Consider the following 2,823-nt stretch of genomic DNA (forward strand, 5'->3'; position numbering starts at 1 on the left):
ACCCGGTCGGCACTGATCCCTCTGGCTCCCAGGTATTCGGTCACTGCTTTCGCCCGGTTGTTGGACAGCGTGATGTTGTATTCGTCACTCGCTCTGGAGTCGGTATGCGAGGCCACCAACAGGTCCAGGAAGCTGTATTTCTTCATCAGGTCGGCCAGCTTGTCCAGGGCTAGTGTCGCGTCCTTGCGGATCATGAACTTGTCCAGGTCATAGTACACAATGTCCACGTGCACCGGCAGCTGATACGGGATCGGTACCAATTTGTATTCTCTTTTTACCGTATCTCCTTCAAACCCTTTGGTCGTGATGCTCTCGTCGGTCAGCGGGAAGTAACCCGGCTTGGAGATCGTGATCCCGAAGTCACTCTCCGGCTCCAGCTGGGCGGTCAGCTCTCCCTTGCCGTTTCTGGCCGTGGGAACCATGATCCCCTGGGTCTTGTCCCTAAACGTGGACAGGTAGCTCTCGGTGATGATCTCCCCGTTGCAGTCCAGCACTCTGGCCAAAAACTGCTTGTACATCTCCTTGGCCAGGTAGATGTCGTCCAGACCCTGGCCGCCTTTTCTGTTGGATGACAGGTAAACCGTCTTGTCTTTCCCCTCCCGGTACGCAAAGTCGTCCGCCAGGGAATTGATCGGATGGCCCATGTTCGCCGTTCCGCTGATGGGGGTGTTGGGATTGTAATTCGCCTCAAAAATATCCATTCCCCCAAGCCCTTTGTGTCCCGTGGAGGAAAAGTAAAACTTGTTGCCCTTGCGGAACGGATGGGTCTCGCTCTCTTCGGTGTTCACCTCAGGACCCAGGTTGACCGGGGCGCTGAACACCATGTTTTCATCGTACTGGGAATAGTACAGGTCATATTTTCCCATGCCTCCCGGCATATCGGAGCTGAAGTAAAGCCGTTTGGCTTCTTCATCCACAAAAGGGTGCATCACCGCATACTTCAGGGAATCATTGAACGGAAACGGGGTAAAGCCCTCCAGCTTTCCGTCCGGCCCCACCTTGCTGTAATAGATCTCCGGCTGCACCACCAGCGTGTCCTTTCTGTTTTTCCCTTTCGTGATCGAACGGGTCACCGAATAAAACAGCAACTGCTGCGAGGCCGCATAGCTCGGATCCGAAAAATTCATCGTGCCCGGTACATTCGACACCACTTTGCTGATGTTCCCCTCCTTATCCTTCCTGTAAACCGAAAAATAGCCCCGGTCCGTGTAGTCACTCTTGTCCGGACTGAAAATCTTGTTCCGCCCGTCTATTCTTATCCCCTTCATCTTGCCGGGATACGAACCGCCGCGGTCGGACACAAAGTAGCTGCTGCCGCCCGCGTCTTCAAAATAGGAAAAGTCTGACTCCGACGAATTCACTCCTTCCACTTCCCCGAGCTTCAGCTTCCGCGCACTCTGGGGAACCGATCCCGGCGTGATACCCAGGCTGTCTACCGGTACTCCCTTCGCTTCTATAATGGATCTGGCCTCCCCGAAATTGTCCGTAAGGATGCCCGTTCTGAGCAGCTGGACATAGTCCTCTTCCTGCGCCTGGTCATAGCCCACCGTGGTCTTCCACCAGGCATAGGCCTGATCGTAGTCCCGGATCCTGTCCTGGGCCAGGGCTGTCTTTTTCGCCGTCGCGTAATTCGGCTTCTTCGCATACGCCTCCTGGTACACATCCAGCGCATGCTGGTAGTTCATCAGCTTCATCTGCTCATCGGCATAATTCACCTTCGACTTCTGGGCTTCCGAGGCCCCGAATGAACCCAAAAACAGGACGGCTGTGATTCCAACCAGTAGTAGTGTCTTTTTCATAATCAGAACCATCTTTGGTTTTTCATAGTGGCTGTCCGAGGTATCATGTAGAAGCCTACCGACAACTCGTGCGAATTGTGTTTGTAATCGGTCAGAACGTTCAGGTTCTTGTCATACGCATACCCGATCCGAAGCCGGTCCGTGGCGAATAGTTCAATGATCGCAGCCACCGCATTCCGCTTGGACAGGTTCTGGTCCAGCTCTTCCGCCCAGATGTTCACGTTAGAACGGTACGAGGCGCCAAGCCACAGCCGGTCAAAAAACAGAAACATCCCGTTCAGGTCGTAATTGGTCGGGGCGCCCTTCACCTGCTTGACCAGAAAACTCGGCTTGAAGTCCACGTTGTCCGACAGCTCAAACATCGCTCCGGCGGTCAGGTAAAAATGGAAGTCGTGGTACGCCAGCGCTACATCCTCTTTCTCCAGTGCCTTCTTGCCGATCATGTTGTACACACTGAAGCCCGCATAGAACCTGTCCGTGTGGAAAAACAAACCCGAATTCAGGTTCGGCGTGAACAGGTTGATCCTCCCACCGGGTATCTCCGGGTCGTCCGGATCGTTCGGATCCAGCTCGTCTCCGTCTATCATGTACTCGGTAACCCCTGCACTTACACCCAAACCCAGGCGGCCCTTTTCCCCCGTCTGGATCCGGTAGGCATACGTCAACAGTCCCCCTGTAGTACGGGCCGGACCCAACTGGTCACTCAACAGCGAAAAACCAAAGCCCATCGTCCCCTCGTTGGCACTCAGATCCGCAGTCACCGTGAAGGTCTTCGGTGCCCCAGGAAAATCCATCCACTGGCTCCGGTAAGTGCTCTGGATATACGGCTCACCCTTGTAGCCCGCATACCCCGGATTCACATGCAGCCCGTTGAAAATGTACTGGCTGAACTGGGGCAGCTGCTGCCCAAAGGAACCCCCGGTGGCTAATACCGCCACCAAAAGGGTCATTCCTATGATTTTAAAAGTCGTTTTCATCGCTCTTCTGATTATTCTTTGATTACCTGGATCCAGCCCTTGAACTC

The 2,823-nt window shown here is 54.3% G+C and carries 2 protein-coding genes; both read right to left on the bottom strand.

From position 1 onward, the window contains the following. The coding region (locus B0E43_RS30485; RefSeq protein WP_254423415.1) for an OmpA family protein at window positions 1-1,799 on the bottom strand (1,799 nt) is incomplete at its 3' end. Window positions 1,800-1,801: 2 nt separating this feature from the next. After that, window positions 1,802-2,776, bottom strand: coding sequence for a type IX secretion system membrane protein PorP/SprF (locus B0E43_RS30490; protein ID WP_077349796.1), 975 nt, complete (start codon window positions 2,774-2,776; stop codon window positions 1,802-1,804). Window positions 2,777-2,823 lie beyond the last annotated feature (47 nt).

Origin of the sequence: Algoriphagus sp. A40 (genome assembly GCF_002002735.1) — a bacterium.
In the GTDB taxonomy this organism is placed as follows: domain Bacteria; phylum Bacteroidota; class Bacteroidia; order Cytophagales; family Cyclobacteriaceae; genus Algoriphagus.